The 23,260-nt window shown below is 66.7% G+C and carries 23 protein-coding genes; 11 read left to right on the top strand and 12 right to left on the bottom strand.

Going from position 1 to position 23,260, the window contains the following annotated elements; translation table 11 throughout:
• Positions 1-44 precede the first annotated feature (44 nt).
• Genes ispF through ABIB28_RS00565 form a run of 3 tightly spaced genes read left to right on the top strand, consistent with a single transcriptional unit; the run spans position 45 to position 2,333 of the window.
• Positions 45-1,292, top strand: a complete 1,248-nt coding sequence (gene ispF, locus ABIB28_RS00575; RefSeq protein ID WP_354285581.1) for a 2-C-methyl-D-erythritol 2,4-cyclodiphosphate synthase — start codon at positions 45-47, stop codon at positions 1,290-1,292.
• Complete coding sequence (locus ABIB28_RS00570; RefSeq protein WP_354285579.1) at positions 1,289-1,810, top strand: hypothetical protein; 522 nt, start codon at positions 1,289-1,291, stop codon at positions 1,808-1,810. Before ispF ends, ABIB28_RS00570 begins: the two co-directional genes overlap by 4 nt.
• Positions 1,803-2,333 carry a CinA family protein gene (locus tag ABIB28_RS00565; protein WP_133188185.1) on the top strand — a complete coding sequence of 177 codons (531 nt, stop codon included), beginning with the start codon at positions 1,803-1,805 and terminating at the stop codon, positions 2,331-2,333. The genes ABIB28_RS00570 and ABIB28_RS00565 overlap by 8 nt, the downstream gene beginning before the upstream one ends.
• Here ABIB28_RS00565 and ABIB28_RS00560 read toward each other — a convergent pair.
• Both ABIB28_RS00560 and lipA read right to left on the bottom strand, forming a co-directional pair.
• Positions 2,273-2,752, bottom strand: a complete 480-nt coding sequence (locus ABIB28_RS00560) for a type II toxin-antitoxin system RatA family toxin (RefSeq protein WP_354285577.1) — start codon at positions 2,750-2,752, stop codon at positions 2,273-2,275. The two genes, ABIB28_RS00565 and ABIB28_RS00560, sit on opposite strands and share 61 nt — an antisense overlap.
• The gene (gene lipA / locus ABIB28_RS00555; protein ID WP_189674698.1) at positions 2,752-3,672 is read right to left on the bottom strand and encodes a lipoyl synthase; all 921 of its coding nucleotides are present in this window, start codon (positions 3,670-3,672) and stop codon (positions 2,752-2,754) included. Before lipA ends, ABIB28_RS00560 begins: the two co-directional genes overlap by 1 nt.
• Positions 3,673-3,737: 65 nt before the next feature.
• Here lipA and ABIB28_RS00550 point away from each other — a divergent pair, with 65 nt between their 5' ends.
• Positions 3,738-4,367 carry a carbonic anhydrase gene (locus tag ABIB28_RS00550; protein ID WP_189674697.1) on the top strand — a complete coding sequence of 210 codons (630 nt, stop codon included), beginning with the start codon at positions 3,738-3,740 and terminating at the stop codon, positions 4,365-4,367.
• Positions 4,368-4,412: 45 nt separating this feature from the next.
• Positions 4,413-4,859, top strand: coding sequence for a hypothetical protein (locus ABIB28_RS00545; RefSeq protein WP_354285574.1), 447 nt, complete (start codon positions 4,413-4,415; stop codon positions 4,857-4,859).
• Positions 4,860-4,885: 26 nt separating this feature from the next.
• Here the strand turns inward: ABIB28_RS00545 and ABIB28_RS00540 are convergent, their stop codons facing one another.
• Both ABIB28_RS00540 and aspS read right to left on the bottom strand, forming a co-directional pair.
• The gene (locus ABIB28_RS00540) at positions 4,886-5,665 is read right to left on the bottom strand and encodes a polyphosphate kinase 2 family protein (RefSeq protein ID WP_354285572.1); all 780 of its coding nucleotides are present in this window, start codon (positions 5,663-5,665) and stop codon (positions 4,886-4,888) included.
• Between the two features lie 176 nt (positions 5,666-5,841).
• A complete protein-coding gene (aspS, locus tag ABIB28_RS00535; protein WP_354285570.1) occupies positions 5,842-7,665 on the bottom strand; it encodes an aspartate--tRNA ligase in 1,824 nt (607 codons plus the stop codon).
• 173 nt (positions 7,666-7,838) lie between these two features.
• Between aspS and rnd the strand changes: the two genes are divergently transcribed.
• A complete protein-coding gene (gene rnd, locus ABIB28_RS00530; RefSeq protein ID WP_189674693.1) occupies positions 7,839-9,017 on the top strand; it encodes a ribonuclease D in 1,179 nt (392 codons plus the stop codon).
• 130 nt (positions 9,018-9,147) lie between these two features.
• Here rnd and ABIB28_RS00525 read toward each other — a convergent pair whose 3' ends face one another.
• Genes ABIB28_RS00525 through ABIB28_RS00510 form a run of 4 tightly spaced genes read right to left on the bottom strand, consistent with a single transcriptional unit; the run spans position 9,148 to position 14,791 of the window.
• The gene (locus ABIB28_RS00525) at positions 9,148-10,686 is read right to left on the bottom strand and encodes a Ppx/GppA phosphatase family protein (protein WP_354285568.1); all 1,539 of its coding nucleotides are present in this window, start codon (positions 10,684-10,686) and stop codon (positions 9,148-9,150) included.
• Between the two features lie 4 nt (positions 10,687-10,690).
• Complete coding sequence (locus ABIB28_RS00520; protein ID WP_133188169.1) at positions 10,691-12,868, bottom strand: RNA degradosome polyphosphate kinase; 2,178 nt, start codon at positions 12,866-12,868, stop codon at positions 10,691-10,693.
• The gene (locus ABIB28_RS00515) at positions 12,865-13,500 is read right to left on the bottom strand and encodes an HdaA/DnaA family protein (protein ID WP_133191952.1); all 636 of its coding nucleotides are present in this window, start codon (positions 13,498-13,500) and stop codon (positions 12,865-12,867) included. Before ABIB28_RS00515 ends, ABIB28_RS00520 begins: the two co-directional genes overlap by 4 nt.
• A gap of 19 nt (positions 13,501-13,519) precedes the next feature.
• Positions 13,520-14,791: a heavy-metal-associated domain-containing protein gene (locus ABIB28_RS00510; protein WP_354285565.1), complete on the bottom strand. Its 1,272-nt coding sequence runs from the start codon at positions 14,789-14,791 to the stop codon at positions 13,520-13,522.
• A gap of 62 nt (positions 14,792-14,853) precedes the next feature.
• Here ABIB28_RS00510 and purM point away from each other — a divergent pair, with 62 nt between their 5' ends.
• The 4 genes from purM to ABIB28_RS00490 all read left to right on the top strand — a co-directional run bounded on the left by purM (position 14,854) and on the right by ABIB28_RS00490 (position 17,653).
• Positions 14,854-15,963 (top strand): phosphoribosylformylglycinamidine cyclo-ligase, encoded by a 1,110-nt coding sequence (purM, locus tag ABIB28_RS00505; RefSeq protein WP_354285563.1) that lies wholly within the window; start codon positions 14,854-14,856, stop codon positions 15,961-15,963.
• A 165-nt stretch (positions 15,964-16,128) separates the two neighbouring features.
• A complete protein-coding gene (gene purN, locus ABIB28_RS00500) occupies positions 16,129-16,638 on the top strand; it encodes a phosphoribosylglycinamide formyltransferase (protein ID WP_354286310.1) in 510 nt (169 codons plus the stop codon).
• On the top strand, positions 16,635-17,012 hold the full coding sequence (locus ABIB28_RS00495) for an MmcQ/YjbR family DNA-binding protein (RefSeq protein ID WP_354285561.1): 378 nt from the start codon (positions 16,635-16,637) through the stop codon (positions 17,010-17,012). The genes purN and ABIB28_RS00495 overlap by 4 nt, the downstream gene beginning before the upstream one ends.
• Positions 17,009-17,653, top strand: a complete 645-nt coding sequence (locus ABIB28_RS00490) for a hypothetical protein (RefSeq protein ID WP_354285559.1) — start codon at positions 17,009-17,011, stop codon at positions 17,651-17,653. Before ABIB28_RS00495 ends, ABIB28_RS00490 begins: the two co-directional genes overlap by 4 nt.
• 18 nt (positions 17,654-17,671) lie before the next feature.
• On the opposite strand, the gene ABIB28_RS00485 is transcribed toward ABIB28_RS00490, so the two are convergent.
• The 4 genes from ABIB28_RS00485 to ABIB28_RS00470 all read right to left on the bottom strand — a co-directional run bounded on the left by ABIB28_RS00485 (position 17,672) and on the right by ABIB28_RS00470 (position 20,709).
• Entirely contained in the window at positions 17,672-18,193 is a 522-nt protein-coding gene (locus ABIB28_RS00485) for a GNAT family N-acetyltransferase (protein WP_354285557.1), read from the bottom strand.
• On the bottom strand, positions 18,193-18,615 hold the full coding sequence (gene ndk, locus ABIB28_RS00480) for a nucleoside-diphosphate kinase (protein ID WP_133188157.1): 423 nt from the start codon (positions 18,613-18,615) through the stop codon (positions 18,193-18,195). The genes ABIB28_RS00485 and ndk overlap by 1 nt, the downstream gene beginning before the upstream one ends.
• Positions 18,616-18,692: 77 nt before the next feature.
• The gene (locus tag ABIB28_RS00475) at positions 18,693-19,133 is read right to left on the bottom strand and encodes a DNA polymerase III subunit chi (protein ID WP_354285554.1); all 441 of its coding nucleotides are present in this window, start codon (positions 19,131-19,133) and stop codon (positions 18,693-18,695) included.
• 100 nt (positions 19,134-19,233) lie between these two features.
• Positions 19,234-20,709 (bottom strand): leucyl aminopeptidase, encoded by a 1,476-nt coding sequence (locus ABIB28_RS00470; protein WP_354285553.1) that lies wholly within the window; start codon positions 20,707-20,709, stop codon positions 19,234-19,236.
• 210 nt (positions 20,710-20,919) lie between these two features.
• Here ABIB28_RS00470 and ABIB28_RS00465 point away from each other — a divergent pair, with 210 nt between their 5' ends.
• On the top strand, positions 20,920-23,157 hold the full coding sequence (locus ABIB28_RS00465; RefSeq protein ID WP_354285551.1) for an LPS-assembly protein LptD: 2,238 nt from the start codon (positions 20,920-20,922) through the stop codon (positions 23,155-23,157).
• Positions 23,158-23,260 lie beyond the last annotated feature (103 nt).

The following is a 23,260-nucleotide window of genomic DNA, read 5'->3' as shown; positions in this document are numbered from 1 at the left end:
GCTGGGCTGGCGGGTCGCGCGCGGTTGGGCTAGGCGCTCATCGCATGACGAACCCCCGCAACGCTGCGTTGATCGTCGCCGCCGGAACCGGCGTGCGCTCGGGCAGCCCGATCCCCAAGCAATACGCACCGCTCGGCGGCAAGGCCGTGCTGGCGTACTCTTATGCTGCGCTGTCAGCGCATCCGGCGATCGACCGAGTTATCGTGGTGATCGGCGCTGGTCAGGAAGCGGCGTTGCGCGCGGCGCTTGGCGAAGTGGAGTATGTGATCGGCGGCGCTTCGCGGCGGCTGTCGGTGCTGGCCGGCCTGGAAGCGCTCGATCGTCGCCCCGGCGACGGCCAGGGCCGCCTCGTTTTAGCGGACGACGCGAACAACGCAGCGGCCCCGGCCTCCGCCGGGGCGACGGATGCGGTCGCGCGCGTGCTCATCCATGACGCCGCCCGGCCGTTTCTCAGCGCCGCGGTCATCGACCGACTGCTCGCCGCGCTCGATACGCATGACGGCGCCGTCCCCGCCCTCCCCGTCGCCGACACGCTCGCCAAGGGCGATGCCGACCTCGGGGAAACCGTGCCGCGCGTTTCGCTGCATCGCATCCAGACGCCGCAGGCCTTTCTCTTTCCAACCGCCCTCGCCGCACATCGCGGCTGGCCAAATGACGGATCGGGTGACGAACCGACCGACGACGCGCAAATGGTGCGTGCCGCCGGCGGCAGCGTCGCGCTGGTCGCAGGAGACCCCATGCTCGAGAAGATCACCCACCCCGCCGATTTCGCCGCCGCCGAGGACCGCCTCGCCACCACGCTGCGCACGCGCATGGCGACCGGGTTCGACGTCCATCGGCTCGAAGTCGGCGAGGAGCTGTGGCTCGGTGGCGTCAAGATTCCGCACGACAAGGGCCTGTCGGGACACAGCGACGCCGACGTCGCGCTCCACGCGATCACCGATGCGCTGCTCGGTACGATCGCGGCGGGCGATATCGGCACGCACTTTCCGCCGAGCGACCCGCAGTGGCGCGGTGCCGACTCGGCGCAGTTCCTCCAGCATGCCGCCTCGCTCATCACCGAGCGCGGCGGGATCATCGATTTCGTCGACCTGACATTGATGTGCGAGGAGCCCAAGATCGGCCCGCACCGCGCCGCGATGCGCGACCGGATCGCAGAGCTCTTGCAGCTCGACACGGATCAGGTCAGCATCAAGGCGACGACGACCGAGCGGCTCGGCTTCACCGGGCGCGGCGAAGGCATCGCGGCGCAGGCGGCGGCGACGGTCCGCGTTCCAGGGGGCAAGAAATGAAGCGATTGCGCACATTCGCGGCACTCTGGATCGGGGCGACCGCGATGGTCGGCGCGCAAGCGGCCCCGACCGACCTGCCATGCCTCACCACGCAAGAAGGGCAGTCGCTTGTCCAAGTCGCGCTGCCCGACGTGCTCGACGCGGTCGGCAAGACGTGTGCGACGGCGCTCCCGGCGACGGCGACGCTGCGCGCGGGGCTCCCCGCGCTGATCGCGCGCTATCGCGCCAATGGCGATGCGGCCTGGATCGCCGCCAAGCCGGCGATCGGCAAGCTCGGCGGAGAGCAATTGCGCGATATGAACCCCGACGTGCTGCGCCCGCTGGTCTCGACGATCATGGGGCCGCTGATCGCCAAGGACATCAAGCCCGGCGACTGCCCGCGGATCGATCGCATCACCGGGCTGCTCGCCCCGCTGCCCGTCGCCAACACCGCCGCGCTGGTGGTCGAACTGTTCCAGCTCGGCACCGACCGCAGCAAGACGCGCGCGCCCTTCTCGATTTGCCCGACCCATGGATAAGATCGATTCGATCCTGCCCGCCGAACTGGTCGAGGCAGCGCGCAAAGTCGTCACCGCCAATCTCGCCGCCGGACGCCGCGTGACGCTTGCGGAAAGCTGCACCGGCGGGCTCGTCGCGGCGGCGCTGACCGAGATCCCGGGGTCGTCCGAAATGTTCGAGAGCGGTTTCGTGACCTATTCGAACGACGCCAAGCTCGAGATGCTCAACGTCAGCGCCGATGTGCTCGAGACGTTCGGGGCGGTGTCGGTGGCGACCGCGTGGAGCATGGCGCAGGGTGCGCTCGAGGCGACTGGCGCCGACATTGCCGTGGCCATCACCGGCGTCGCGGGGCCAGGCGGTGGGACCGAGAAGAAGCCTGTCGGCACCGTCGTCTTCGCACGCGCCGAACGCGGTGCCGATCCGGGGCACGTCGTCGCCGATCGCAAGGATTTCGGCAATCTCGGACGCGGCGGCGTGCGGCTTCAGGCGGCGCTGTGCGCGCTCGAGCTGCTATTGCCACCCGAGGCCGCGGGCGACGCGTAGAGCACCGCCGCGCGGTCCTCGAACGCGCCGATCATCTTGCGCAGCGCGGTGCCGAACACCTGGCCCACGAGCATTTCGAACACGCGATTCTTGAATGCGAAGTCGACGGTGAAGTCGACCGCGCAACCCGCCCCGTCGGGCCGGAACACCCAGTCGTTGCGCAGATATTTGAGCGGCCCGTCGAGATACTCGACATGGATGCGGTTGGGGCGTTCCTTGTCGACCTTCGAGGTGAAGGTCTCGCGCAGGCCCTTGAAGCCGACGATCATGTCGGCGGTAAGCTCGGTCGCGCTGTTCGAGCGGACGCGGATCGCCGAGACCCATGGGAGGAACTCGGCATAGCGGCCGACATCGGCGACCAGATCGAACATCTGCTCGGGAGTGTAAGGCAATCGCCGGGTTTCGGAATGACGCGGCATTACCGGACTGCGAACTTTGCCTCACGCGCGGCACGCAGGCGGGCGAAATCGTCGCCGGCGTGATAGCTCGAGCGCGTCAGCGGCGAGCTTGCCACGAGCAGGAAGCCCTTCGCGCGCGCGATCGCTGCATACGCGTCGAACGTAGCTGGCGGGATGAAGTCCATCACCTTGGCGTGGCGCGGGGTGGGCTGGAGATACTGCCCCATCGTCAGGAAGTCGATTTCGGCGCTGCGCATGTCGTCCATCACTTGATGGACTTCGAGCCGCTCTTCGCCGAGTCCGAGCATGACGCCCGACTTGGTGAAGATCCGCGGGTCGTGGCGCTTGACGCTCTCGAGCAAGCGCAGCGAGGCGTAGTAGCGCGCGCCCGGGCGGATCGTCGTGTAGAGCCGCGGAACGGTCTCGAGATTGTGGTTGTAAACGTCGGGGCCGGCCTCGACGATCGACTCGACCGCGGCTTGCGTCTTGTTGCGGAAATCGGGGGTGAGGATTTCGATCGTCGTCGTCGGCGTGGTCGCGCGGAGCGCCTGGATCACCTTGACGAACTGCGACGCCCCACCGTCGGGCAGATCGTCACGATCGACCGAGGTTACGACGATGTGCTGCAACCCCATCTGCGCCGCCGCATCGGCGACGTTCTGGGGCTCGAGTTTGTCGACTGCGCGCGGCATCCCCGTCTTGACGTTGCAGAACGCGCAGGCGCGCGTGCAGGTATCGCCGAGGATCATCACCGTCGCGTGTTTCTTGCTCCAGCATTCGCCGATGTTGGGGCAGGCCGCTTCCTCGCAAACGGTCGTCAGGCTCTTCGAGCGCATCAGTTCGCGGGTCGCGGCGAATCCGGCCGAAGTGGGCGCCTTCACCCGCAGCCAGTCGGGCTTGCGTTCGCGGGGCGGGCGGGCGAGCGGGGACATCTCGTTCATGGGGTGCAGATAGCGATTGACGACGCGGCTTGCCACCCCCTCTTCTCCTCCGTTAAAAGCAGCGCATGACCGATTTCAGCGACCTCGTCGGCGGGTATCACCGCTTCCGTTCCACCGACTACATCCGTCAGCGCGACCGCTGGGCGGAATTGGCCGAGGGGCAGAGCCCCAAGGTAATGGTGATCGCTTGCTCGGACAGCCGAGTCGATCCAGCGCAGGTGTTCGACACGTCGCCGGGCGAGATCTTCGTCGTGCGCAACGTCGCCAATCTGGTGCCGCCGTTCGAGCTCGACGGGTCGCGCCACGGCGTTTCCGCAGCGCTCGAATTCGCGGTGAGCCAGCTCAAGGTCGGCGAGATCGTCGTGATGGGCCACGGATCGTGCGGCGGCGTCAACGCGGCGCTGACGCGCGCGTTCGAGGGCAAGGCGCCGGGCGAAGGCGGCTTCATCGCGCACTGGATCGACATGCTCGATTCGGCGCGCGACCGGATCGTCGCCGAGCACGGCACTGGCCCCGCCGCGATCCGCGAGATGGAGCTCGAAACGGTGCGCGTCAGCATCGCCAATCTGCGCACCTTCCCCAACATCCGCGAGGCCGAGGCCGCCGGGACGTTGCGGTTGCGCGGCGCCTATTTCGCGATTGCCGACGGCGTGCTGCATGTGATGGACGAAACGGGCGACTTCGCACCCGCGTAAGGTCCGCAATTGCCCGAGTCGTATCGTTCGCGTAGCACATCGCGGATGAGACCCAACACGCTGCGGACCTTGCGCCGCTATCACCATTATCTCGGCCTGTTCTTCGCGCCGATGATCCTGCTGTTCTCGGTCAGCGGTGCGTTGCAAACCTTCCGGCTGCAGGAAGCGCGCGGCTATGGCGGCACGCCGCCGAACTGGATCGTGTGGATCGCCAGCGTCCACAAGGATCAGGGCCCGCCCCGCCCGCCGCGCGCCGAGCAACCCAAGCCCACCGGCGAAGCGGCCAAGCCGCGCGGCGAGGCCGAGCGCGCGGGCCCCAAGCGGCCGTCCCCGCTTCCGCTCAAGATCTTCGTCGTCCTGCTGTCGATCGCCTTGTGCGCCTCGACGATCACGGGCGTCGTGATTGCATTGTCGATCCGCTCGATGCGACGGGTCTCGATCGCAATGCTCGTCGCGGGAACGATCGTCCCGCTCATCCTGCTATGGATTTGATCGCGCGCCGCTGACGCGCCGGCCCGTCAGGGCTTGCGTGCCAGCGCCTCGCGCGCGATCGCCTCGATTTCCGGGTCGAGCTCGGGTGGCGTCATGTCGACATGCGCCTCGAGCCGCTCGGCGATCGCGGTGAGTGCGGCGATGCGGCCGGCTTTCTTGTCGTTGCCGTCGATCACCGTCCACGGCGCCCAGCGCGTGTCGGTGCGCTTGAACATGTCGTGCATCGCATCGAGATACGCCGGCCGCTTCTCGCGGTTGCGATAATCGTCGGCGCCGGTCTTCCAGCGCTTCCAGGGATGATCGAGCCGGCTGGCGAGCCGCTCGTCCTGCTCCTTAGTCGAGACATGGACGAATAGCTTGACGATCGTCGTTCCTGAATCGGCTTGCTGCGCCTCGAATTCGTTGATCTCGTCGTAACCGCGCTTCCACTCGGTGTCCTTGGCATAGCCTTCGACGCGCTCGACGAGCACACGGCCGTACCAGCTGCGATCGAACACCGCGATGTCGCCACACGCGGGGAGCTTGGTCCAGAAGCGCCACAGGAAGTGCCGGTCGAGCTCGTCCTGGGTCGGTGCCTTGATCGGCCAGACCTCGAAATTGCGCGGATCCCAGTCGGCGCACAGCCGCTGGATGATGCCGCCCTTGCCCGCCGCATCCCAGCCTTCGAGCAGGACGATCGCGCGCTTGCGATGGACGATGTGCGCGACCTGGATATGCGACAAGCGCGTCTGGAGCTTTTTGAGCTCGGCGTCGTAATCGCCGTCGAAGGACTTGCCCGATTCGTAGTCGGAGAGTTGGATCGTCACAGTTCCCTCCCGCTGGCGCGAGGGGTTGGGAGAGAAAATGCGCGGTTCGTTTTCATGGGACGACACTGCCCTCCCCCAGCCCCTCCCGCAAGCGGGAGGGGAGTGTTTACGGGCACAGCCCCCCCTCGTGCGGGAGGGAGCCTTTTTGCGCCAGCCCTTCCCGAAACGGGAGAGCGTTAGGCCGGACGCACTGCTTCGTCTGCGGGCTTCGCGGTCGCGACGCCGGCGGTCGAACGCAGGTTCAACTCCTTGAGCTGCTTGGGCGTCGCGAAGTTGGGCGCGCCCATCATCAGATCCTCGGCCTTCTGCGTCATCGGGAAGGTGATGACCTCGCGGATGTTGGGTTCGTCCGCCAGCAGCATGACGATGCGGTCGACACCCGGCGCGGAGCCGCCGTGCGGCGGCGCGCCGAACTTGAAGGCGTTGATCATGCCTGCGAAGTTCGTATCGACATCGGCCTGGGTATAGCCGGCGATCTCGAACGCCTTGTACATGATCTCGGGGCGATGGTTCCGGATCGCGCCTGAGCTCAGCTCGATGCCGTTGCAGACGATGTCGTACTGGAACGCCAGGATATCGAGCGGGTCCTTCGTCTCGAGCGCTTCCATCTCGCCCTGCGGCATCGAGAAGGGGTTGTGGCTGAAGTCGACCTTCTTGGCGTCCTCGTCATATTCGAACATCGGGAAATCGACGATCCAACAGAATTCGAAGCGCTTGTCGTCGATCAGGCCAAGCTGGTCGGCAACGCGCGTGCGCGCGAGGCCGGCGAGCTTGGCCGCCTGCGCCGCCTTGCCGGCCGCGAAGAAGATGCCGTCGTTCGGGCCGAGGCCGAGCGCTTCGGCGATCGCCTTCATGCCGTCCTGGCCGTGGTTGTTGGCGATCGGGCCGCCGAATACGCCGTCCTTCTGCGTCGCATAGCCGAGGCCGGGGAAGCCTTCGCTTTGCGCCCAGCTGTTCATCTCGTCGAAGAATTTCCGCGATTTCTCGTGCGTGTTCGGTGCTGCGATCGCGCGGACGACGTCGCCGCCCTCGACCATCGAGGCAAAGCGACCGAAGCCCGAGCCCTTGAAGTGCTCCGACACGTCGGCGATGATCAGCGGGTTGCGCAGGTCGGGCTTGTCGTTGCCGTACTTGAGCATCGATTCGCGGTACGGGATGCGCTTGAACGGCAGCGCCGAAACAGTGCGACCCTTGCCCTGCCAGTCGGCGAATTCCTCGAACACGCCGTGGAGCACGGGCTCGATCGCGGCGAAGACGTCGTCCTGCGTGACGTAGCTCATCTCGAAATCGAGCTGGTAGAATTCGCCCGGCGAACGGTCGGCGCGGGCGTCCTCGTCGCGGAAGCACGGTGCGATCTGGAAATAGCGGTCGAAGCCCGCGACCATCAGCAGCTGCTTGAACATCTGCGGCGCCTGCGGGAGCGCGTAGAACTTGCCGGGATGGACGCGGCTGGGGACGAGATAGTCGCGCGCGCCTTCGGGCGAAGAGGCGGTGAGGATCGGGGTCTGGAATTCGGTGAACCCCTGCCCGATCATCCGCTGGCGCAGCGACGAAATGACGTTCGAGCGCAGCAGCACGTTGGCGTGGAGTCGCTCGCGACGCAGATCGAGATAGCGGTACTTGAGGCGGATTTCCTCGGGATATTCGGCCTCGCCGAACACCGGCATGGGCAGCTCATGCGCGACCGACTGGACGACGACGTCGCGCGCGCGGATCTCGATCTCGCCCGAGGGAAGGTTGGCGTTCACCGTCTCGGCGGAACGGGCGACGACCTCGCCGGTGATCGTCACGACCGACTCGGGGCGCAGCTTGTCGAGCACGGCGTGCGCCGGGCTGTCGCTGTCGGTGACGATCTGCGTGATGCCGTAATGGTCCCGCAGATCGACGAACAGCAGATTGCCGTGATCGCGCTTGCGATGGACCCAGCCCGACAGCTTGACCGTGGTGCCGACGTCCGCGGCGCGGAGCTGGGCGCAAGTATGAGTGCGATAAGCGTGCATAGATCTTCTCATGTTCGTCGCCCCGGCGAAGGCCGGGGCCGCTGTGTATCGGAGCGCAACGCGTGACAGCGCAGCGGTCCCGGCCTCCGCCGAGGCGGCGGCGAATATGGTCGATGCGCTTCCCTCTACAACCCGCCTTTGTCAAGGCGCGCGACCCTCGCTATGGGGTGGAGATGCATATCCATCCCCTGATCACCGACAGTGCCACCCTCGCCAATCTCTGCGCCCGAATGTCGCAAGCCGATTTCGTCTGCATCGACACCGAGTTCATGCGCGAGAACACCTTCTGGCCGGAACTCTGCCTGATCCAGATCGCCGATGAGAACGAGGCGGCGGCGATCGACCCGCTCGCGCCGGGGCTCGACATGAGCCCGCTGCTCCAGCTGATGGTCAATAACGAGGACGTGCTCAAGGTCTTCCATGCCGGTGGGCAGGACCTCGAGATCGTCTACAACCTCACCGGAACGACGCCGCATCCGCTGTTCGACACGCAAGTCGCGGCGATGGCGCTGGGGCAAGGCGAGCAGGTCGGCTATTCGAACCTCGTCGATGCCTGGCTCGGCATCACGGTCGACAAGGGCGCGCGCTTCACCGACTGGAGCCGCCGGCCGCTCGACGCGCGGCAGATCGAATATGCGATCGGCGACGTGACGCATCTCGCCAAGATATTCCCCAAGATGCTCGAGCGGCTGCGCAAGACCGGTCGCGGCGCGTGGCTCGACCAGGAGATGGAGCGGCTCGGCGATCCCAAGAATTATGCGAACGATCCCGAGGAAGCGTGGCGCCGGATCAAGGTGCCGAGCCGCAAGCCCGAGGTGCTCGGTCGGCTCAAGGCGCTGGCGCGCTGGCGCGAGATCGAGGCGCGCGGCAAGGATCTGCCGCGCGGGCGGATCGTCAAGGACGAGACGATCGCCGATCTGGCGGGCCACGCGCCCAAGCGGCAGGCCGATCTCGCCAAGGTGCGCGGGCTTTCCGCGACCTGGGCGCAGAACGATATCGGCGCGCGGCTGATGGCGGCGCTCGAACATGCCGAGCCGATGTCGGCCGACGAACTGCCGTCGCGCGACGACCGCAAGCCGGGCATGGGCAAGGACGGCGCGTTGGTCGCCGACCTGCTCAAGCTGCTGCTCAAGATCCGCTCGAAGGAAATCGATGTCGCGGCGCGGTTGCTGGCGCGGACCGACGATATCGACGCGCTTGCGGCTGGGCAGCGCGAGGGGCTGTCGATCCTGCAGGGCTGGCGGTTCGAGCAGTTCGGGCGCGACGCGCTCGATCTGGTCGAGGGGCGGCTGGCGTTTGCGGTGGTCAACGGCAAGCTCAAGATGACGCGGACCGAGGATATCGCGGTTTAGTCGACCTTCGACGGACTTAACCCCGTCCGTCACCCCGGCCTTGTGCCGGGGTCGACCGTGCCGCGCGTCCTGCGCGTGTTGTGCGCTCATCCCGGTGCACTCAGGGACGAGCCCGGGGTGACGAAGGGGCCTACTCTACGATCACCGCCTTGCGTCCCAGCGCCGTTGCCAGCGAGGCATGACGCCGCTCGACCGTCTCGCTGTACAGCGCGATATCGCTGCTCTTTACGCGCAGCGTCACCGTCTCGCCATCGTCGGCAAGCGACGAGCGCTGGAGCGGTCCGGCCAGCCCACCGCTCATCCGCTGCCCGAGCCGCATCGCCAGCCCCCAATGCACCGCGCGCTTCAAGTCGAGCGGATCGGCGAGCACCGCGAGCGGCGCGGGCGTGTTGACCCCGCCCCCCAGACTCGTGTGGAGCGCCTGTGCGATCAGCGCACGACCGCGCGCGTCGACCGCGACCCAATTGCCGTGGAGCGCGACTTCGACGCCGCGCTCGGCGCGGAATTCGGGATTGGCGCGCCAGCCGACATCGGCGAGCAAGCACGCCGCGAGCCGCAGCCGCGCCATCTCGGGCCGGTCGCGCGTGAAGAGCGGCGCGATCCAGCGGTCGAGCAAATCGCCATGCTCGGCGAAGCGGCCATGCCGCCGGCCTTCGTCGCGCGTCGCGACGATCAGTGGATCCTGCGCGCGGACGTCCGGGGCTAGCGCGCCGTAGAGCAGTCCTTCGCGCAGCCCGAAGGCCGAGACGATCGTGGTCTCGCTGCCGAGATGCTTGAGCAAAGACACGAGCAGCGCGGTCCCGTCGCTCAGCGTTGCCGCGCGGGCGGCGGACAGGCCCGGGATCGCGCGCAGCCAGCTCTTGTTGACGTGGCTGATCGTCCGCCCCATCCGCGCGATCGCTTCGGCGGACATCGCATATTCGTGGATCACGGGAAGCGGGTAGCTGCCGAGGTGCATGTCGAGCCGCGCGAGCGCGCGCCACGATCCGCCGACGAGATAGAGCGGCAACCCCGCCCCCTTCCCCGTCCAGCCCGCGCGATCGAGCGCACGCGCGACCTCGCGCTGCAACACGCCCGGCCCCTTGTCGCGAATCGCGCCGATGCGCAGCACGCCGAGCGGAAACGACACACGCTCGCCGACCTTGCCGCCACGAATGCGGATGAGTTCGAGGCTGCCGCCGCCGAGATCGCCGACGATACCATCGGCCTGCGGGATCGCAGACAACACGCCGTAGCCGGCACCCGTTGCTTCCTGCTCGCCGCTGAGCAATTCGACCTCGAGCCCGAGATCGCGCGCCGCATCGAGCAGAACCTTGCCGTTCGAGGCATCGCGCACAGCCGCAGTCGCGACCGTGCGCAGCCGGGTCACTTCCATCTCGCGCGCGACAGCAGCGAAACGCGCGAGCGCGTCCTTGGCGACCGTGATGCCTGTCTCGGCAATCGCGCCAGTCTCGGCCAGGCCGCGGCCGAGCCCGGCCATCACCTTCTCGTTGAACAAGGTCGCGGGCATTCGCTCAGGCCCTTGATAGACAACCAGGCGGATCGAATTCGATCCGATATCGATGATCGCGGTGCGCGGCTCGGCGGGATCCTGCTCGCGCGCGACGACGCGATTACCGGAGACAGCGTTGTCAGATGACGCCGCCGAGATCCTGGGGGTGGTGTCCATCGGCTTAGCGCCGGTTTCGGAGCGAAAGCTTGGGCACCGAACCACTCGCCGCGAGCGAGGCGCCGCGCCCCGACAGCGACGGGTTGGTCATGAAATAGCGATGCAGGTTGAACGGCCGGTCGCCCGGCTGCGTGCGAACGTACGACCCGTCGCCCTGCAGCTCCCAGCTCTGCTCGTTGTCGATCAGGTTGGCGACCATCACTTGGTCGAGGATCTGCTGGTGGACGGTCTTGTTTTCGATCGGCAGCATATATTCGATCCGGCGATCGAAATTGCGCTGCATCCAGTCCGCAGAGGAGATGAACACTTGCGCGCCGTCGTTGGGCAGCATCCCGCCATTGCCGAAGCACCAGATACGGCTGTGCTCGAGGAAGCGGCCGATCACCGATTTCACGCGGATGTTCTCCGACAGGCCCGGGACGCCGGGCTTGAGACAACAGATCCCGCGAATGATGAGGTCGATCTGCACTCCGGCGTCGCTCGCTTCGTAGAGCTTGTCGATCACCGCCGGGTCGACCACCGAGTTCATCTTCGCCCAGATCGCGGCCGGGCGGCCGGCCTTGGCGTTGGCGATCTCGGTATCAATTAGCCGCATCAGCCGCGGGCGCAAGTCGCGCGGCGAGAGGCTGATCAGCGCCATGTTCTCGGGTTCGACATAGCCCGTGATGTAATTGAACATCTGCGCGGCATCGAGACCGAGCCGCGGGTCGGCGGTGAAGAAGCTCAGGTCGGTGTACACCTTGGCGGTGATCGGATGGTAATTGCCAGTCCCGAAATGGCAGTAGGTGCGGTATTGCCCGCTCTCGCGGCGCACCACCATCGAGACCTTGGCGTGCGTCTTCCAGTCGATAAAGCCATAGACGACCTGGACGCCCGCGCGCTCGAGCGCCGAGGCCCAGAGCAGGTTCTGCTCTTCGTCGAAGCGCGCCTTCAATTCGACCACCGCGGTAACCGACTTGCCCGCTTCGGCCGCGGCGATCAGCGCGTTGATGACGGCGGGCTGCTTGCCCGCGCGGTATAGCGTCTGCTTGATCGCGACGACGTCGGGGTCAGCGGCCGCTTGCTTGAGGAAGGCGAGCACCACGTCGAAGGTCTCGTACGGGTGGTGGACGACGATGTCCTTCGCCTTGATCGCGGCGAAGCAATCGCCCCCATATTCGCGAACTCGCTCGGGGAAACGCGGCGAGAAGGGCGGGAATTTGAGATCGGGGCGATCCTCGTCGACGATCGCCTCGAGATCGCCGACGCCGAGAAACGCGCCGCTCTCGGTGACGAAGCAATCCGCGCCGCCGAGTTCGTCGCGGAGCACCGAGCCGAGCCGCTTGGGCATGCCGCTTTCGAGTTCGAGCCGGATTACGCGGCCGCGCCGACGCCGCTTGATCGCATTGGCGAAGTAGCGGACGAGATCCTCGGCTTCTTCCTCAATCTCGAGATCGCTGTCGCGCAGCACGCGGAATTCAGCACCGCCGATCACGCGATAGCCCGGGAAGACAAGCGGGGCGAAACGCTTCACCAGCGATTCGACCGCGATGTAGCGTGCCTTCTCGCCGGGCAGGCGCAGGAAACGCGGCATCGGCGCGGGGATCATGACGAGCTCGCGGATCGGCTGGTCGTCCGAGATGCGGACGAGGTCGAACATCACCGCGAGCCCCTTGTTGGGGATGAACGGGAAGGGATGCGCGGGGTCGAGCGCTTGCGGGGTCAGGATCGGGAAGAGCTGCTCGCGGAACTGTGTTTCGAGCCAGGCGAGATCCTCGCCCGACAGCGCCTCGTCGATCGTCCGCGAGCTGAGCACCGCGATGCCCGTCTCGGCGAGCTGACGGCGCAAGTCGCGCCACACGTCGCGCTGGCTCGTCACCAGCGCATCGGCCTCGGCAACGATCGCCGCGAGCTGCTGCCCCGACGTCAGCCCGTCGTTCGACAGCCGCGCGACGTCCTGCAACTGCTGGCCCTTGAGCCCAGCCACGCGGACCATGAAGAATTCGTCGAGGTTCGACCCCGAGATCGACAAGAAGCGCACACGCTCGAGCAGCGGATGCGCGGTGTTGCACGCTTCCTCGAGCACGCGGCGGTTGAAGGCGAGCCAGGAGAGCTCGCGATTGAAATAACGGTCGCTCCCCTCGCTGCCCGCAAACGGATCGTCGTCATGGTCCAGGCTCGCGAGATGGGCTGGGCGGGTCATCGGGTTTCCGTCGATTCGGGGAACAAGTCGGGTGCCGCGCCCGGGATCAGTCCGGCTTCGATCAACGTCACCCGTGCGAGCGGGATAGACAGGCGCTTGTGCCGCGCCAACAGCGCCTGGTCGAGCAGATCGACCGTGCGCAGCAAGCTGATATGGGTGCGTTCCACCCGCAGGACGAGCCATTGAATCACCTCCGGCCGCGCGTCGATACCACGCCTGAGGAACTGACGCTCGAAGATTGCGCGCATCAGCGCCTCGTCGGGATCGCCAATCCGCACCGTAGGGCTCGCGGCAAGGCGCGATCGCAGGTCGGGGAGCTTGATCGACCATTCGGGCGGCGGCGCGTCGGCGACGATCACGACCGGGCGGCGATCCTCCTGCGCGCGGTTCCACGCGTGGAAGATGCTCGTCTCGTTCTGCCGCTCGGCATCGTCGATCAACCCGCCGCCGGTCTTGGCGGCAAAGATGCGCGCCAGCAGGCTGCGACCCGATTTGCGCGGGCCGGTAACGACGACGGCCATCACGGGCCAGGTGCTCCAATGTTCGAGCTGCTGCACCGCCCGCATGTTCGAATCCCCGATCAGGAATTCATCGTCACGCGGATCGGCTGGCCAGTCGAGCGGAAGTGCCATTTGTGCCGGAAGCATCAGATCACCCCGTCGGCGAATCGGTAGGGGTGGGCTGGCTCCCCTGAACCGCCGAACCGCCGCGGCGGATGCGGAGGGTCGATCCACTCGCGCTCACGCTCCAACCGCGTGATTCGAGCGCGGCGCGCAATACCGCCGGATCGGCGTCATATGCGACGCGCAGCACCGACACGCCGCCGATCGCGAGACTCGTGGTGATCGCCGAGCGAACGCCAGGGATCGCCTGAAGCGCACTCTCGGTTCCCGTGACCGAGCCGGCGGTGGGCGTGTCGACCTGGACCGTGATCGTAACGCCGCTCTTGGTCGCGGCGGGGCCCGGCAAGCCATCGATCCCGAGATCGATCGGGACGACTTCGGTTGGCGTGGCGACCGGCGTCGGCGTGGCGACGGGCGTGACATAGGCGAGGCCGGAATCGCCGCTGAGCCCGCCGCCGCGCAACGCGGCCTGATAGGCTTCGTCGATCCGCTTGACGCCCGCGTCGAGCAAAACAGCGAGTGCGTCCGCGCGGTCGACGCGCAGCGTGAATTGCGTGACGAGCCGATTGTCGGGGCCATGCCGCGCCTCGAACACGCCGATGATCGGCCCGCCGGGCCATTCGCGACGCAGCGTGACCTTGGGCACGAGCACATCGGTCGCGCCATATTGATCGAGCACGACGCGCCACCAGCCACGACCCGGACGTTCGGTCTGGCCGAGGTTGAGCAATAGCGCGTCGGCGCCGGTGCCGGTCGGGCGGACATAATCGACCGCGCTGTTGCCGGTGCGATAGCGGCTCCACGCGTCCTGCCAGGCGGTCTTCTGTTCGAAGCCGGTGGCGACCCCGCCGCTCACTTCGATCGGAATCGTCAGCATCGGCGACGAGCGCGACGCCTCGGCCGATACGCCGAGGATCGACCCGGCACGCGCCCGGCTGAACAGCACGCCGAGCTTGGCGACGTAGCGGTTGGGGCCGATCTGTTCGTTCTCGACGACGATCCCAGACACCATCGCGTCGAGCGTACCGTCGGGCAGCGTGCCCCCGCCCCTGCCCATCCGGCGCGACAGCATGTCCCAACCCTTGCGCTGCGCGATCCGCCATCCCGCATAGCGCGCGGCCTCTGCGCTCTTGCCGGTAACGTCGATTTGAATGCCGCTCACTTCATAGCTGCCCGAGCTGTCGGCGGCGGCGACACCTTGATCGGGATCGTCGACTTGCGCGAGCACCAGCCCTCCCGACGCGGTCAGGGCGAGCGCCGCAGCGAACTTTACGGGCGTGGAAAGGCGGCGGATCGACATGTCGGCGCCCTTTTGGCGAAGGAGGCGTGGAAATCCAAGCAGGATATGGCTAGGCGGGCACGATGAGCGAAACGAACCCGGACACCGAGTCCTACACCTATGCCCAAGCGGGCGTCTCGATTGCCGCTGGCAATGCGCTGGTGCGCGCGATCGCACCGCTCGCCAAGGCGACGCGTCGGCCGGGTGCCGATGCCGAACTGGGCGGCTTTGGCGGTCTGTTCGATCTCAAGGCGGCGGGGTTCGTCGATCCCCTGCTCGTCGCGGCGAATGACGGCGTCGGGACCAAGCTCAAGCTCGCGATCGAGCACAATGCGCATGACGGGGTCGGGATCGATCTCGTCGCGATGTGCGCGAACGATCTGATCGTCCAGGGCGCCGAGCCGCTCTTCTTCCTCGATTATTATGCGACCGCCAAGATCGACCCCGCAGTCGCCGAGCGCGTGATCGCCTCGATCGCCGAGGGCTGTCGCCAGGCGGGCTGCGCACTGATCGGTGGTGAAACGGCCGAGATGCCGGGTATGTATGCCGCCGACGATTATGATCTCGCAGGCTTCTGCGTCGGGGCGGTAGAGCGCGATCGGGCGTTGACCGGGGCTGACATTGCGCCGGGCGACGTCGTGCTCGGGCTCGCCTCGGCTGGTGTGCATTCTAACGGGTTTTCGCTCGTGCGCCGCCTTGCCGCCGACAAGGGTTGGAAGCTCGACCGGCCGGCGCTGTTCGATGCGGACGTCTTGCTGATCGATGCGTTGATGGCGCCGACGCGGATCTACGTGAAGGCATTGCTGCCGTTGCTTGCGGAAAAGCGGATCAAGGGTCTCGCGCACATCACCGGCGGCGGCTTGCTCGAGAACATCCCGCGCGTGCTGCCCGACGGCACGCATGCGAGGATCGACGCCGATGCCTGGGCGCAGCCGCGGCTGATGGCGTTCCTCCAGGCGCAGGGCAATATCGAGCCCGAAGAAATGGCGCGGACCTTCAATTGCGGGATCGGGATGGTCGCTGTGGTGGCAGCGGACGAGGTCGCGGCGGTGACCGCCGGGCTCGAGGCGGCGGGCGAGACGGTGTTCGCGATCGGGACGATCGCGGCTGGCGTGCGCGGGTGCACGGTGTCGGGGTCGGTCGAGACGTGGGGCGGTCGTGCCGATTGGACCGCGACGCATAACCATGGGTGAACGTCGTCTTCCCCCCTCCCGCTTGCGGGAGGGGTCGGGGGTGGGCGCGCGCCATCACCGTCAGCTACCGTCGATGTCGGGTGCCCACCCCCAGCCCCTCCCGCAAGCGGGAGGGGGGCAGTGAGCGTCAAGGTCGGCATTCTGCTCTCGGGGCGTGGCTCCAATATGATGGCGCTGGTCGAGGCGGCGCGCGACTATCACGTCGCGCTCGTCGCATCGGACAAGCCCGACGCCGCCGGCATCGCCTGGGCGCGCGAGCGTGGCCTCGCCACCTTCACGCAATCGCCCAAGGGCATCCCGAAGGCCGACTATGAAGCCTCGATCGACGCCGCGCTTGTCGAAGCTGGCGTCGAGATCATCGCGCTCGCCGGCTACATGCGCCTGCTCTCCGACGGCTTCGTCGCGCGCTGGGCGGGCCGGATCATCAACATCCACCCTTCGCTCCTGCCCAAGTACAAAGGCCTCGATACCCACGCCCGTGCGATCGAAGCGGGCGATGCGGTTGCTGGCTGCTCGGTCCATATCGTCACCGAGGAGCTCGATGGTGGCGACGTGCTCGGCCAGGCCGAAGTGCCGATCGTGGCCGGTGACACCCCCGACAGCCTCGCCGCGCGCGTGCTTGAGGCCGAGCATCGCCTTTACCCCCAGGTTCTGGCAGAGTTCGTAAAACGATGAGCCCCAATCCCGAATCCGCCCTCGCCAAGGTCCGCGCACTGGCGCTGGCATTGCCCGAAACCACCGAACGCCCGTCGCACGGGGCACCCGGCTTCCTGATCGCCGATGGCAAGTTCTTCGCCTATTTCTGGCATGATCATCACGGCGACGGCGAAACCGTCGTGATCGTCAAGACCACCGGGGTCGACGAGCAGGCGATGCTGATCGAAGCCGATCCCGAGACCTATTTCCGCCCGGCCTATCTCGGCGCATCGGGCTGGGTCGCAATGCGGCTCGATCGTGACGACACCGATTGGGACCGCGTCGGCGACCGGATCGCGATCAGCTGGGAACTCGCCGCGCCGCGTCGCTTGCTCGAGGCGGGCGGACGGTGAGCGAGCAACCGCGCGATCCCGAACTCCAGGTCGCCGCGACCGAGGCGGTCGCCAAGGCCGAAGCAGCGGCGACGCGGCGGCGTTGGATCAACCTCGGCGAATTCATCGCGGTCGCCGGGTTGCTCATTGCGGGCGGCAGCCTGTACCTCAACTGGGCCGATCACCGCGCAGACGAAGCCGACAAGCAGGTCGCCTCGATCAAGGCAGCGCGCGAGCAATCACGCTTCGACATCCGCGCGGCGCCAGCCTCGAACGGCACCGCGTTGCTGCTCGCGCACGACGACCGCCATGCGATCCGCGACGCGACCGTTACCTTCCCGACCGCGCTCGGCGTCGGCACCAAGGATACCGTTGCCGATACGATCGATCGCGGTTGGTTCGACCATGCCTTGCTGAAAGCGACCGATGGCGGGCCCGATAAGAAGACCGGGCGGCTGCCGGTGCTGATCGCGCTGACCTATTGGGATGGCGATACGCCGCGGACGACGCGCGGGATCTACGATATCGGGTGGAAGACCGAGGGCGGGTTTCCGTTCGGACGGTCCGTCAAGCTCGAAAGCCTGCGGCTCCACGAACTCGGCGGGACGCAGAAGCGGCTCGATGCGGTCTGGGCGGGTCAGCAGCCGAAGACCAACGACTGACGCCGTTACAGCCGGGGTTCAAAGTCCGCGCGCGTAAACCGGGTCGACATGCACCTCGCCGCCGACAACGAAGTCGCGGGTGCCGATGACGCTAAATCCATTGCGTTCGTAAAAGGCACGGGCGCGGGCATTCTGATCCCATACGCCGAGCAACACACGCTTGGCGCCAACCAGGACAGCATCGGCGATCGCCTGCGCCATCAGCGCGGCGCCGATGCCGCTGCCATAGGCCTGTCGCAGCGTGTAGATCCGGCGCAGCTCGATATCGCCGGGCTGCAGCGCAATCGGAAAGTCGGGCGCGGTCAGCACGGCATAGCCGATCGGCGCAAACCCGGGCTCGATCTCCGCGACGGTGACGACCGTCGCGGGATCGGCGAGCCATTTGGCGAACACCGCCGCGCTATTGTTCTTGAGACAATGCACGACGAGATCGGCGCCGGCGAGCGACGGCGCATAGGTGTCGAGGAACGCCGCGTTGGCGACGAGCGAGAGCAGGTCGGCATCCGCCGGCCCTGCCCGTCGCACGCGCCACTTTGGCATCAGCCGACGATTTCTTCGGGCTTGAAGAAATAGGCAATCTCGATCTCAGCATTCTCGTCCGAATCCGAACCGTGCACGGTGTTGGCTTCGATCGACTCGGCGAGCTCCTTGCGGATCGTGCCGGCCTCGGCGTTCGCCGGGTTGGTTGCGCCCATGATGTCGCGATTGCGCTGCATGGCGTTCTCGCCCTCGAGCACCTGCACGACGACCGGGCCCGAGATCATGAAGCTGACGAGCTCGCCGAAGAACGGACGCTCCTTATGGACCGCGTAGAAGCCTTCGGCCTGCTCGCGGGTCATCTGGATGCGCTTCGAGGCGATGACGCGGAGCCCTGCTTCCTCGAGCATCTTGGTGACGGCACCGGTGATGTTGCGACGCGTCGCGTCGGGCTTGATGATCGAAAAAGTGCGGTTCGCGGCCATGACCGTGAAGCTCCTGTGTTTGAAAGGCGTTTGGAAAGTCGCGCTCCCCTAGTCGGGCGCCCGGTCGGATGCAAGCCTCAGGCGGCTTGCTCCCACCGGCCGCTGTCATTCTGTTTCCAGTAGCGGCGCTCGATACCGGAGCGATCGGCGAGCGCTTTCCACGCGGCGCGCGCTTGGATGATGCGCTCCTCGTCGAAGAAGTGGAAGGCGCGGTCGAAGCCGAGCGCTTCCTCGCGCCACACGCCGTCGGCAAGCGCTATGTTGCGCGCGGCATTGGCGGCGGCGGGGCGGTCGGTGATCAGGATCGGCTGGGCGGCGTCGCTCTCGCCGTCGGCTTGTGCGTGCGGGAGGAAGCTGTCGGGGGCATAGGTCCATAGCAGGCGGTCGAGCGCGCCGCGCTGATCGGCGCTTTCGGCGACGATCAGCAGGCGGCCGCCGGTCTCGACGACGCGCTCGGCGATACGCGGGAGCACGCGTTCCAGCGGTTGCGCGGTGAGGTGGTAGAAGTCGACTTGCATGTTTCTCCCACTACCTTGCCTTCTTGCTCAGGCGGACCGCAAGCGTTCCAGGTCGTTCCCTCCCCTAGCCCTCCCGCAAGCGGGAGGGGGGAATTGCGGCTTATGCTTCGAAGTTATCCGCGACGAACCGGTCGAGCAGACGCACGCCGTACCCGGTCGCGCCCTTGTCGTAGTTCGGGCCGGCCTTGTCGGACCACACCATCCCGGCGATGTCGAGATGCGCCCATTTCACGCCCGGATCGACGAAGCGCTGGATGAACTGCGCGGCAGTGATCGACCCTGCGCCACGCGGGCCCACGTTCTTCATGTCGGCGATCGGCGAGTCGATCAGCTTGTTGTACGCCTCGCCCAGCGGGAAGCGCCACAGCAGGTCGCCCGACGCCTTGCCCGCAGCGAGCAGCTGATCGGCGAGCGAATCGTCATTGGCGAAGATGCCGCCATGCTCCGAGCCGAGGCTGATGATCATCGCGCCCGTGAGCGTTGCAAGATCGACGATCGTCTTGGGGCGATGCGTGCGCTGCACCCAGGTGACCGCGTCGCACAGCACCAGACGCCCCTCGGCATCGGTGTTGAGGATCTCGATCGTCTGCCCCGACATCGAGGTGAGCACGTCACCGGGACGGATCGCATCGCCATCGGGCATATTCTCGACGAGGCCGCACACGCCGATCACATTGGCCTTGGCCTTGCGCCCGGCGATCGCCTTCATCGCGCCGACGACCGCGCCAGCACCACCCATGTCCCACTTCATGTCTTCCATGCCGGGCCCGGGCTTGAGCGAGATGCCGCCGGTGTCGAAAGTCACGCCCTTGCCGACCAGCGCCAGCTCGGGATCACCCGCGCCTGCCCCGCTCCATTTCAGTGCGAGCAGCCGCGCGTCCTTGGCCGAACCCTGCGACACGCCGAGCAATGCGCCCATGCCGAGCTCGCGCATCTCGTCCTCGCCAAGCACGGTCACTTCGAGCCCAAGGCCCTCGACCTCGGCCAGCACCTTGGCGACGAAGGTTTCGGGATAGATGACGTTTGGCGGCTCGGCGACGAGCGTGCGCGTCAGCTCGAGGCCCTCGGTCAGCGCCTTCTGCTTGCTCCACGCGGCATCGGTCGCTTCGGGCGCGCCGTGCAGGACGATCGAGGTCAGCGTCGGCTTCGACTTTTCAGGGAGCTTGGTGCGATAGACGTCGTGACGCCAGCCGCGCTGTGCTGCCGCGCCAGCGAAGCGCGCGACCGCGTTCGGGGTGGCGCCCGTTCCGGTGAAATCGACGCTCGCGCTCGTGACGCCCGAGGTCAGCAAGCGAGCGGTCAGCGCACCGCCGGCGCGCTCATAGTCGGGCTCGCTGCCCGCGCCCGTGCCGAGCAGCAACACGCGCCGCACCCCGCCCGCACCGTCGGTCACGAAGGTCTCGACGACACTCGCCGCCTCGCCCTCGAAGCGGCTCGCGCGGGCCGCGGCCTTGACGAGATCGAGCGCCGCCGCGTCGATGAGCGTAGTCGCGAGCCGGGCAAGCCCGTCCTTCTCGACGGGAAAGGCGATCGCCGCGGCGGACGCCGGCGCGGCGCTGGAAAGTTCGATGTGCATGAAAGCCTCGATGTGGTCTGGTCGTCGAATGAGTCGAATGTCTCTAGGACAGCCAGACGCTGCTGGCAAAGGATCGACCCCAGGAAATCGCCGGGGGAATTCGCCGCAGCACGATTGCAGCGAGGCAAGGTCGATGCGATAGGGCGGGATCGACCAGCGGCATCCGGCGACAGATCGGGCGCTTTCTCGCATCAGGGTGTTAGTTCCGACGTGAAGCGTGCCTCCTTTCTCGCCAGCTGCGTGTGTCCGCTCGTCTGGGCGGCCGCGCCCGCCTTCGCGCAGGATCTGCAGACGCGGACCGTCCCTCCCCCGCCGCCCGCGACGACGCCGAGCACGGGCGAAGACCAGGTCCAGTTCAACGCCACGACGCTGGAATATGACAGCAAAGGCGACATGGTCACCGCCAAGGGCGACGTGCGAATGTACCGCGCCGGCAATCGGTTGCGCGCCGATACGGTGGTATGGGACCGCAAGACCGGCAAGGTCCACGCGGACGGCAATGTCGCGGTGGTCAACCCCGGCGGCGACACCGCCTATGGCGATTCGATCGAGCTGACCGATGCGCTCAAGGACGGCATGGTCGACAACATGCTGCTCGTGCTCGAAAAGGGTGGACGACTGGCTGCACGCAAGGGAACGCGCTCGCTCGACGAGACCGTCGTGCTCGAGGATGCCGCCTACACGCCGTGCGGTGTGACCGATTCGAACAATTGCCCCAAGGAACCGTCGTGGAAGATCACCGCGGTGCGCGTGATCTATCGGCCCGATCGACGCCGTATCTATTACAAGGGCGCGCGAATCAATTTGTTCGGCCTGCCGACGATTCCGTTGCCCGCTTTCTCGAATGCGATCGGCGACGGCAACGACAACGGCCTGCTCGCGCCCGACCTGCGCTACAGCCGTACCAACGGCTTCGAATTCGCGCAGCCCTACCATTTCGCGCTCGGGCCGAACCAAGGGCTGACGGTCACGCCGCGGATCTTCAGCGCCGTGCTGCCGATGCTCAAGGCCGAATATAGCGCGCTCAACACGCTCGGCGCGTACCGCATCGCGGGCTATGTCACCGCGAGCCCGCGCAGCACCGATTTGCTGACCCCGACCCCTGCAGGCACGCCGAATTCGTTCCGCGGCTATCTCGACGGGGTTGCGCGTTTCCAGCTGACCCCCGATTGGACGCTCAGCGGTTCCTTGCGCCTGACCACCGACCCGACGTTCCTGCGACGCTATGACATCTCGACCGACGACCGGCTGCGCAGCACCGTGAAGCTTGAGCATATCGACCGGAGCAGCTATTTCTCGGTCGCCGGTTGGTACGTCCAGACGCTCCGCGTCGGCGACCGCCAGGCGCTCCAACCGATCGCGCTGCCCGAGATCGATTATCGCAAGCGGATTCCCGACAGTCTTCTCGGCGGCGTTCTCACCTTCCAGCTCAACACGCTCGGGATCGAGCGCCCGGCGGGACAGGACACGCAGCGCGCGTTTGCCAGCGCGCAATGGGAATTGCGCAAGCTGACGCCCTGGGGTCAAGAGGTGACCTTCACCGCGCTCGGCCGCGGCGACCTCTATCGTACCAGCGATATCCTCGCGACGAGCGTGGCAAACTATCGCGGCGAGTCGGGCGTCAGCGGCCGCCTGATCGGCGCGTTCGCGATCGACGTGAAGTGGCCGTTCATCGGGGCGCTCCTTGGCGGCACGCAGCGCCTTACCCCGCGCGTGCAAATCGTCGGATCGCCACAGGCTGGCACCACGACGGTTCCGAACGAGGATTCGCGGTCGGTCGATCTCGAGGATACCAACCTGTTCTCGCTCAACCGCTTTCCCGGCTACGATCGCTTCGAGGATTCGGCGCGGGTGACTTACGGGCTTGACTGGGCAGTCGACCTACCGGGCTTCTCGCTCACGACCAATATCGGGCAAAGCTATCGCCTCAACAGCCGTCCGACCCTGTTTCCCGACGGTACCGGCCTTTCGGGACGCGTATCGGACATCGTCGGGCGGACCGAACTGCGCTTCCATGACTGGGTTTCGGTGATCCACCGCTACCGGCTCGACCAAGGCGACCTCGCGGTCCGCCGCAACGAGCTCGATGCGACCGTCGGTTCGCGCAGCACCTATTTCCTCGTCGGATATCTGCGGCTCAACCGCAACATCGATCGGACGCTCGAGGATCTGCGCGATCGCGAGGAATTGCGGGTCGGCTCGCGCGTGCAGATTTCGCGCTTCTGGTCCGTGTTCGGCTCGACGGTGATCGATCTGACCAATCGAGACGAAGACCCGTTGTCGCTCGCCGACGGGTTCGACCCCGTACGGCACCGGCTCGGCGTGCAGTATGAGGATGATTGCCTCAAGCTCGGGGTTACCTGGAAACGGGATTATCAGACCACCGGCGACGTCAAGGCGGGCAATGGCTTCTTGTTGACGCTGGCGTTCAAAAACCTTGGCCGCTAAGCACTGGTTCAGACGGATCGGCGCAGGACCGCGTCCAACGGTTCGGGCCCGGGCCTAGGGCGCGAAGGTTTGGGCTGATCGGGCACGCTGTGCGGGATGGGAT

Origin of the sequence: Sphingomonas sp. UYEF23 (genome assembly GCF_040546165.1) — a bacterium.
GTDB lineage: Bacteria > Pseudomonadota > Alphaproteobacteria > Sphingomonadales > Sphingomonadaceae > Sphingomonas > Sphingomonas glacialis.
Note: the sequence above shows the minus strand (reverse complement) of the source record. Positions and strands in the feature narration are given on the sequence as shown.

Bases quoted from the DNA above. Each gene is read 5' to 3' on its own strand.
- ispF (WP_354285581.1), top strand. From the start codon at position 45: ATGACGAACCCCCGCAACGCTGCGTTGATCGTCGCCGCCGGAACCGGC.
- ABIB28_RS00570 (WP_354285579.1), top strand. From the start codon at position 1,289: ATGAAGCGATTGCGCACATTCGCGGCACTCTGGATCGGGGCGACCGCG.
- ABIB28_RS00565 (WP_133188185.1), top strand. From the start codon at position 1,803: ATGGATAAGATCGATTCGATCCTGCCCGCCGAACTGGTCGAGGCAGCG.
- ABIB28_RS00560 (WP_354285577.1), bottom strand. From the start codon at position 2,752: ATGCCGCGTCATTCCGAAACCCGGCGATTGCCTTACACTCCCGAGCAG.
- lipA (WP_189674698.1), bottom strand. From the start codon at position 3,672: ATGAACGAGATGTCCCCGCTCGCCCGCCCGCCCCGCGAACGCAAGCCC.
- ABIB28_RS00550 (WP_189674697.1), top strand. From the start codon at position 3,738: ATGACCGATTTCAGCGACCTCGTCGGCGGGTATCACCGCTTCCGTTCC.
- ABIB28_RS00545 (WP_354285574.1), top strand. From the start codon at position 4,413: ATGAGACCCAACACGCTGCGGACCTTGCGCCGCTATCACCATTATCTC.
- aspS (WP_354285570.1), bottom strand. From the start codon at position 7,665: ATGCACGCTTATCGCACTCATACTTGCGCCCAGCTCCGCGCCGCGGAC.
- rnd (WP_189674693.1), top strand. From the start codon at position 7,839: ATGCATATCCATCCCCTGATCACCGACAGTGCCACCCTCGCCAATCTC.
- ABIB28_RS00525 (WP_354285568.1), bottom strand. From the start codon at position 10,686: ATGGACACCACCCCCAGGATCTCGGCGGCGTCATCTGACAACGCTGTC.
- ABIB28_RS00520 (WP_133188169.1), bottom strand. From the start codon at position 12,868: ATGACCCGCCCAGCCCATCTCGCGAGCCTGGACCATGACGACGATCCG.
- ABIB28_RS00515 (WP_133191952.1), bottom strand. From the start codon at position 13,500: ATGGCACTTCCGCTCGACTGGCCAGCCGATCCGCGTGACGATGAATTC.
- ABIB28_RS00510 (WP_354285565.1), bottom strand. From the start codon at position 14,791: ATGTCGATCCGCCGCCTTTCCACGCCCGTAAAGTTCGCTGCGGCGCTC.
- purM (WP_354285563.1), top strand. From the start codon at position 14,854: ATGAGCGAAACGAACCCGGACACCGAGTCCTACACCTATGCCCAAGCG.
- purN (WP_354286310.1), top strand. From the start codon at position 16,129: ATGATGGCGCTGGTCGAGGCGGCGCGCGACTATCACGTCGCGCTCGTC.
- ABIB28_RS00495 (WP_354285561.1), top strand. From the start codon at position 16,635: ATGAGCCCCAATCCCGAATCCGCCCTCGCCAAGGTCCGCGCACTGGCG.
- ABIB28_RS00485 (WP_354285557.1), bottom strand. From the start codon at position 18,193: ATGCCAAAGTGGCGCGTGCGACGGGCAGGGCCGGCGGATGCCGACCTG.
- ndk (WP_133188157.1), bottom strand. From the start codon at position 18,615: ATGGCCGCGAACCGCACTTTTTCGATCATCAAGCCCGACGCGACGCGT.
- ABIB28_RS00475 (WP_354285554.1), bottom strand. From the start codon at position 19,133: ATGCAAGTCGACTTCTACCACCTCACCGCGCAACCGCTGGAACGCGTG.
- ABIB28_RS00470 (WP_354285553.1), bottom strand. From the start codon at position 20,709: ATGCACATCGAACTTTCCAGCGCCGCGCCGGCGTCCGCCGCGGCGATC.